The organism is Thermodesulfobacteriota bacterium, assembly GCA_039028315.1.
Lineage (GTDB): Bacteria > Desulfobacterota_D > UBA1144 > Nemesobacterales > UBA2774 > CR02bin9.
In genome coordinates, this window is the sequence record JBCCIH010000107.1 from 1 (window position 1) to 8,334 (window position 8,334).

5 protein-coding genes are annotated in these 8,334 nt (G+C 40.4%); all 5 read left to right on the forward strand.

Annotated features, from left to right (window positions below):
* Nucleotides 1-53: 53 nt before the first annotated feature.
* Nucleotides 54-1,343, forward strand: coding sequence for a 4Fe-4S dicluster domain-containing protein (locus AAF462_07600; protein MEM7008982.1), 1,290 nt, complete (start codon nt 54-56; stop codon nt 1,341-1,343).
* A gap of 57 nt (nt 1,344-1,400) precedes the next feature.
* Nucleotides 1,401-3,815: a primosomal protein N' gene (gene priA / locus AAF462_07605; protein MEM7008983.1), complete on the forward strand. Its 2,415-nt coding sequence runs from the start codon at nt 1,401-1,403 to the stop codon at nt 3,813-3,815.
* Nucleotides 3,816-3,893: 78 nt separating this feature from the next.
* Nucleotides 3,894-4,208, forward strand: a complete 315-nt coding sequence (locus tag AAF462_07610; GenBank protein ID MEM7008984.1) for a hypothetical protein — start codon at nt 3,894-3,896, stop codon at nt 4,206-4,208.
* On the forward strand, nt 4,201-6,981 hold the full coding sequence (gene glnE / locus AAF462_07615; GenBank protein ID MEM7008985.1) for a bifunctional [glutamate--ammonia ligase]-adenylyl-L-tyrosine phosphorylase/[glutamate--ammonia-ligase] adenylyltransferase: 2,781 nt from the start codon (nt 4,201-4,203) through the stop codon (nt 6,979-6,981). The genes AAF462_07610 and glnE overlap by 8 nt, the downstream gene beginning before the upstream one ends.
* A gap of 36 nt (nt 6,982-7,017) precedes the next feature.
* Nucleotides 7,018-8,334 (forward strand): alkaline phosphatase family protein (locus AAF462_07620; GenBank protein MEM7008986.1); only part of this gene is annotated, 1,317 nt, incomplete at its 3' end.

Here is an 8,334-nt window from a genome sequence, read left to right on the forward strand (position 1 = left end):
CAGAGCCTCCAAAAGCAGAAGTAAAGCCTCTTTCTATTTCTGAGAAACTCTCTTTGGGATTAGTTGGATTAGGGGTGCTGTTTTTTATAATTATGCTTTTTAACACCCCTCTAAGAGGAACCTGGAGCGGCTTTCTTCTAGCTTACGGCCCGCTAACCATAGGCGGCGCACTTTATTTCTGGCTGAGCTATAAAAACACTGAGCCCGGAATTAAAAACGACGGGAACTATTTTAGAAATATTACATCAAGAGGCTCCCTTGGATGGATCGCAGGGATACTCATGACCGGTTTTTATGTAATTCTCTATTGGTGGCCAGAGTATCTTGAAGGCGGCATTAGACTTTTAGACCCTCATGCAAACCTCATAAAAGGACAGCCTGCCGATCACTGGTTTCTCTATGGATTCATTTATACGCTTGCAGTTCTTGTATTCGGCGTGCGCATGCTTATGAAATACCGAGGAAACCGCTATCAGCAGATTAGAACGACGTCTGTTATGACGGTACAGCTTGGATTTGCATTTCTAATCCCAAATATACTAGTACTTTTTAATCAGCCAGAATTCTATTTCTCATACTTTTGGCCGCTGAAATATGACTACCTATTTCCAAGCACGATAAGTTATCTGACATCAAGCTCAGCAGGGCTTGGAGTGTTTTTGGTCTTCTGGGGAATAGTTATGAGTTTTATTGCCGTGCCCGTGCTCACGTATTTCTTTGGCAAACGCTGGTATTGCTCATGGGTATGCGGATGCGGCGGATTGGCAGAGACTATGGGTGACCCATGGAGGCAGCTCTCAGATAAGTCAGTGAGAGCATGGAAGATTGAGCGCTGGATGATACACAGCGTTCTGGTTTTTATTGTCATCGTTACAGCTGCTCTATGGATAAACTCATTTACCCAGGGGAAGGTTCTGGGTGAATTCTCAGGCTCAGCAGCAAAGTGGTACGGCTTTTTTATTGGCGCAGTTTTCTCTGGTGTGGTTGGTGTTGGATTCTATCCGCTAATGGGAAGCAGGGTTTGGTGCAGGTTTGGGTGTCCGTTAGCCGCCGGACTTGGAATAATTCAGCGATATTTCTCACGCTTTAGAATCACCACAAACGGCGGGCAGTGTATGTCCTGCGGCAACTGCTCGACTTACTGCGAGATGGGTATTGACGTAAGAGCATATGCTCAAAAAGGCATGAACATAATACGAGCGTCATGTGTAGGTTGCGGTGTTTGCAGCGCAGTCTGCCCAAGAGGAGTACTCAAGCTTGAGAACGGAAAAACCTATGCTGATAGGTTTGAAGGCTCTGCAAGACCTGTGCAGGCATTTATAGATTCGCTAAAGCACCTTTAGTGAATTAGTACTATTCTATTGATCAGACTTACAAAACCAATTAGAATCCAAGCATAAATGGATGAAAGTATTCAAGTAGCAATTCCCATACCTGGGGAGGAGTCTTATTCCTACAGTGTCCCTGAACATCTTAAAGATGGAATTAAACTGGGCAAGAGGGTATTGGTCCCCTTTAGAAATAGACGCTCTATTGGTTTTATTGTGGGAATAGGCGGTGCACCCCCTGATATAAAATTAAGAGACATTTTAGATGTAATTGATGAGCAGCCGCTTTTTGATGAAAAAAGACTAGATTTTTTAAAGTGGGTCTCTAATTACTACATCAGCTCTTTAGGTATTGTTCTAAAAGCAGCACACCCTGGGGGTTTGGGAGTTAGTCTTAAAAGGCTCATACGCATTACCCAAAACGGACTAAATGCAATCTCAGACCACCGTCTGACAGATCATGAAGAAGTTGTACTCAACACAATAAAAAATTCAGAAGAAATAACATCTCAGAAGCTGCTCAATTTAGTAGAAAATACTTCAAATGAGCTTTTAAATTCCTTAAAGAGAAGAAGCCTTATTGAATTCAAATATGAATTAGAGTCAGATGCAAAAGTTAAAACTGAAAAAATAATAGTTGCCGAAGATGGTGCAACTTTAGACAGCAAACTTCTTGCCAGAAAGCATGCAAAATCCCAGATACTGGAATATGTTTTAACTCATAGAAAGGTGTCCCTTTCAGATTTAAAAGAGTTATTTGGAAATGTGAGCGCTCACCTGCCATGGCTTGAAGAAAAAGCGTTTGTAAGGATTGAGCATAGAGAAGTTCAAAGAGATCCTTTTTCTCATATTGATTTATCTGACGATACTAAGCACAAATTGACGCTTGATCAAGATATTGCATGCAAAAAGATACTGGAATCTGTCGACAGCGAGCAATACTCACCGTTCCTACTTCACGGCGTAACCGGAAGTGGCAAGACCGAAGTTTATCTGCAAGTTATTAAAGAGGTGATCAATAAGGGTAAAGAAGCTCTTGTTTTAGTGCCTGAAATCTCTTTAACCCCTCAGCTTGTTAAAAGATTTAGGGCCAGATTTGGAAATAATGTCGCCGTTATACACAGCGCACTTTCGGAAGGTGAGAGATTTGATGCCTGGCGGTTGGCAAGCAGGGGAGAAGTTAAAGTGGTAATAGGTGCTAGATCAGCCATTTTTGCCCCGCTAAAGAACTTAGGAATTATCATTATTGATGAAGAGCATGAGTCCAGCTATAAGCAAGAAGAGTCCCCGGCCTACAATGCAAGAGATCTTGCACTTGTTCTAGGCCGTATGACGGGGTCAGTCGTTGTCTTAGGCTCCGCAACTCCATCGGCCGAATCATACAGTAATGCTATGAAGAATCGCTACACTTATCTATCTCTTCCACTTAGAGTTGAGGATAAATCACTTCCAAAGATTGAAGTTGTAGATATGAAAAATGAGCAGGTCACTGTATTTTCTGAAGCCCTTAAACGCTCTCTAATCTCAAATTTTGATCAAGGCAAACAATCTATTTTATTTCTCAACCGTAGGGGCTATTCAGGACTCCTGATATGCCATTCGTGCGGGGAGATTCTAAAGTGCCCTAACTGCACAGTATCGATTACTTATCACCAAGAGGATAATTCAATTAAATGCCATATGTGCGGGCTCTCTGAAAAATCTGTGCCGGATTGCTCAAAGTGCGGGGGCAATTTTAGAGCGCTTGGCATAGGGACCCAGAAGGTTGAGGAAGAGGTAACAAGACTTTTGCCTGGTGCCACAATTGCAAGAATGGACAGAGATACTGCTGCCGGAAAGAACAAGCTTTTAAGGCTTTACTCGCGGCTTGAGAAGGGTGAGATAGATGTGCTTATTGGAACGCAGATGGTTGCAAAGGGGCATGATCTTCCGGGAGTCACGTTAGTAGGAGTAATCTCTGCCGATATATCGCTCGGAATTCCTGATTTTAGATCAGGAGAGAGAACCTTTCAGCTCGTAACCCAAGTTGCAGGACGCTCTGGCAGGGGCGATCATCCGGGTAATGTAGTTGTTCAAACCTTCAATCCGGATCACCCAAGTATTATTTTCGCAACACATCAAGACAGTGTCGGATTTCTAAAAACGGAGTTAAAACTTAGAGAGGCGCTCTCATATCCCCCATATTCAAGATTAGTTAGCATTAGATTCTCAGGCAGGTTCGAGGATGAAACCCAGCGGGTAGCTTCTGAGGCGGGAAATTTAGCAAAAAGAATGTCATCAAAGCTTCCCTTGGATACTCTAGAAATTATAGGTCCATCAGTTTGCCCAATATATAAAATTCGAAACCGATTTCGTTTTCAAATGTTGCTTAAGTCCTCAAATACATCTGTACTTCACAGTTTCTCTAAAAAGTTGATAGCTTCAATATCTAAGATCTCCTCAGGTGTTAGGTGCTCAGTTGATGTTGATCCCTATTATTTTAGTTAATGCCTGATTAATAGAAATCATACAGTTTATGGTAAAATCTATATATAAGTGTTTAAAAAATTATCGGGGAGATTGTTCATGGCCAGAAAGCAAAGCAGTAGGTCAAAGAAAAAGACTGAACCACAAGTTGATCTTAGCGATTTAACGAAAGCAGGTGAGCATTTTATTGCAAGTGCTGCTGAGTTTGTTGTGGGCGCTGGTTTTGCGATGAAAGGAGCCAAAAATCTCATGGATAATGAAGAGGGGAGGCAGTTTTTAAGAGATCTGCCTTCTAAGGCTGCTGAAAAAGGTTTTGAGTTTCTCACTGAAGTAACTGAACAGATAAAAGAGAAAGAAAAAAGAAAATCTAAAAGAACAAGCCGGAGCAGAAGTAGGAAGATAGAAGTTGAATAAAGTTTTACCCAATCCTGAAAATGCCATAACTGTCCTAGAGCGCTATAAAGATCAACATAAGAGAATATCGTCTAAAAAGTCCCAAATACTAGAGATATTATCTTCTTATAGCTGCTTTCTTGGTAGGGCAATACTCACAGATCCCTATATTTTAGAATATCTAAATAAACCAAAAAACATTAAGAATAAGAAATCTTCATCTGAATTTATTAATGAAATTGACTTGATCAGAACTGGCGCAGAATCTGAGACTGATCTGAGTTCAAAACTAAGACAATATAAATACAGAGAATTTTCCCGGATTATATACAGGGATATAGCGGATCTTTGTCCTTTCAGAGACACAATGGAAGAACTATCAGATCTAGCCAGCGCTATTATTGAAGCTGCGTTTAGGTATTACAGCGATGAGTTGGATATTAAGTCGTGTGGTCAGTTTGTAGTGCTTGGAATGGGAAAACTCGGAGGTAGGGAGCTAAATCTTAGCTCTGACGTGGACCTAATTTATCTCTACCGTGACAAAGGAGATCCAGACCCCTTTTTCAAACTAGCTGAGAAAGTTACAAAACTACTAAGCGCTGTTACTGAAGATGGGTTTTTGTATAGAGTTGATCTTGGGCTTAGGCCGGGAGGAAGTAAAAGCGCAATAGCAGTTCCCATTGAAGGCGCAGTGGAACATTATTTTTATTGGGGAGATACATGGGAAAGAGCGGCAATGATCAAGGCAAGACCAATAGCAGGGGATTTATCCCTTGGTTATGAGTTTATTAATGAGATTGAGCCATTTGTTTACAAGAAATTCTTGGATTATCAGTCAATAGAAGAGCTTAAAGATATGAAAACCAAGCTCGACAAGTTGCAAAAAAAACGAGATGTAAAGCTTGGAAAGGGCGGCATTAGGGAGATTGAATTTTTCATACAGGCCCTTCAGCTAGTAAATGCAGGAGAGATTCAGGGCATAAGAGAGATTAACTCTCTATTAGCACTGCAAAAATTAAATGAGCTAAATATAATCGATCAAGAAATTTTTGAGTCCCTAACTTCTTCTTATATATTTCTTAGAAAAGTGGAACATTACATACAGCTGGTTGATGAAAGGCAGACCCATAAACTACCTTCATCTGCAGAGGATCTAGAGATATTGGCCAAACGATGTGGGTTGGGTTCAAGAGAGGAGTTTGAGAAACTCTATAACGAAACAACTTCAAATGTCTCAAATATCTATAACCATCTTTTCTACGAGCCTTCACAAAAAACTGAGGAAGTCGGTAAGGAGTTTTGGGAGCTCGCAGATTTTCTTACCTCAGGCAATATTGAAGAGGAGCAGGCGCTTGAGAACCTAAGTGCTCTTGGATTTAAAAACCCTGCAAGTGCAATAGATATATTCTCAAAGTTGCTTGATCCAAGATTGGGCGGACTCACTCAAGCTGGAAAGCTTACAACCAAAAAGGTTATTCCCGCATTTCTGGGTGAGATACTAAAATCATATGATCCAGACTCGTCTTTGGTGAATCTTGAAAGGTTTATTTCTGGCATTGGATGGCGCTCGTCAATATATTCAGTGCTTCTGGAAAACCCTGATATTATTATCCTTTTAGCAAAACTTTTCTCTACAAGCGGTTATCTCTCAAATTTCCTTATCCGCCATCCTGAGTACTTAGATGTCATTACTTTAAAAGACGTTAGGACGGAGTTTGGCTCTAAAGAAGAGATGCTCAAAGCTCTTGAGCTGGCTGTGGGTGAGGCCCAAGATTATGAAGACAAGCTCGATGCGATACGAAAATTTAAGCATGTTGAAACTCTTAAGATTTGTCTTAGAGATTTAAATGGAGAGGTTGATCCATTTTATGTTGGAAAGTATTTATCAATCCTTGCAGAAGCAGTGCTAGAAGTTGGTCTGGAGGTGGCATGGGAAGAAATCACTGGCGGCAAAAAGAGTAAAAATAAAAAAATGCAAATGCTGGTTTTAGGTATGGGCAAGCTTGGCGGTCATGAAATGAGCTATAATTCTGATCTTGATGTTATTTTTATTTATGAAGCAAAAGATCACGAGTTCTATTCTAAACTCGGACAAAAAGTTATATCTGTTCTATCGGTTCCGACGGGGGAGGGTTTTGCCTATAAAATTGATCTGGATCTAAGGCCCTCAGGCAGATCGGGCGCTCTTGTGACATCATTTGATTCTTTTAAGCAATATCATAAGGCCAGTGCTCAAATATGGGAAAGACAAGCCCTAATTAGAGCTGCTGTGGCTGCGGGCGATAAGAAGCTAGGAGAGAAGGTGATCAAGACTGCTCAGCAGATTGTATATTCACAGCCATATCCCAAAGGCTTTTATAAAGAAATAGACCGTCTTCGCTCCAGGATGGAAAAAGAGTTAGCAAAAGAGTCTTCTAGTAAGCGCAACATTAAAACCGGTAAGGGCGGCACAGTAGATATAGAGTTTCTTGTGCAGATGCTTCAGTTAAAATATGGCAATAAACATAAAGATATACGTGTGCCTAATACTTTAGATGCGCTTGAAGCGCTTAAAACAGACGGAATTATCAAATCCAAAGACTATGAAGTTCTAAAGGAAGGGCTATATTTCCTAAAGAAAATGGAAAATCTTTTAAGACTTTTACATGATAGATCAATTAATGAGCTTTATGAAAGCGATTTTGAAAAATTAGCCTCTGAGCTAAGTATGAAAAAAGATGGAAAGAAATTAAAAGAGAAATACATTTCTAAAACAGACAACATTAGAGAGATATATGACAAATATTTTAAATAGAGCTTCAAAGCTAAACAATCTATTACTGGTGGAGCTATGACAGAATTTAATAACTGCATATTTATAATGGCCGACGGCGCAAGAGCTGATGTATTCTCTGATCTTCTGAGCAAAGGAGAGTTGCCGAATATATCTAAATATATCCTAGAAGGTGGTAGCCATACCGAAGCTGTTACCGTATTTCCTTCCACAACCGGTCCAGCCTACACGCCATATATATTAGGGAAATACCCTGGGCGCTGTAACATGCCTGGAATTAGATGGATGGATAGATATAAATATGAGGATAAAACTATCTCTCTTGGGCGTTTTAGAAGCTATATCGGTATTGAGACATATCTTATGAACTCAGATGTTTCAAAGGAGTTTCAAACAGTTTTTGAACTAATTCCTAGAAGTGTGAATATCTTTAATGAGCTTTGTAGGGGGGTTAGCTTCAGAAATGACAAGACTATGTTCTCAAAACTCTACTATAAGGTCAAGAGTCACTTCACTGATAAAAGTAATGAAGTAGATCTGGTAGCTGAGCGGATACTTCTTAACTCGCTTGAGCTTTTACCCGATTACACATATGCTGTTTTTTTGGGCATAGACACTTACTCACATATAAATCACCCTTTTCACGAAAAGGTGCTAGATTCATACCGCAGAATTGATAATACAGTTGGTCTTGTGGCAAAGAGCCTAAAGAGCAAGGGCCGACTTGAAGAGACCTTGTTTGTCCTCACTAGCGATCATGGTCTTACTCAAACCCACTCACACTTTGATTCGCTCGAATTTATGAACTCACAGGGCTACAAGACATTTTATTATCCAAATGTGTTCAGACATTTTTGGGATGCTGATGCAGGAAGTCTGATTTCCGGAAATGCTATGGCAAATATTTATGTAAAAAGCCCGGAGGGATGGAGCAGAAAATCAACATACGAAGAGTTGGAGAGTTTAGTAGATAATTTTTTAGAGAGAAAAGAGGTAGATATAGTAGCGGGGTTGGATGAAAAGGGTAGGGCTAGAATCAAAAGCATAAGGGGAGAGGCCTCAGCTTGGATTGATGATGATCAAAACATCAACTATGAAAAAATAAAAGGAGACCCTTTTAACTATAATGGCATGCCCAAGAAAATGAGCTATGAACAAGCCCTTTCGCATAGCTATAAAACAGAGTACCCTGATGCACTAGTTCAGATAATACAAGTTTTAGAAAGTCCTCGGACAGGTGATCTGGTGTTGAGTGCAAATCCTGGCTATGACCTTCGGGCTAGACATGAAAATCCCGAACACCGATCTTCTCATGGCGCACTATTTAGAGATCATATGCTCGTGCCTTTGGTTATGAACTCTAAGATAAATAAA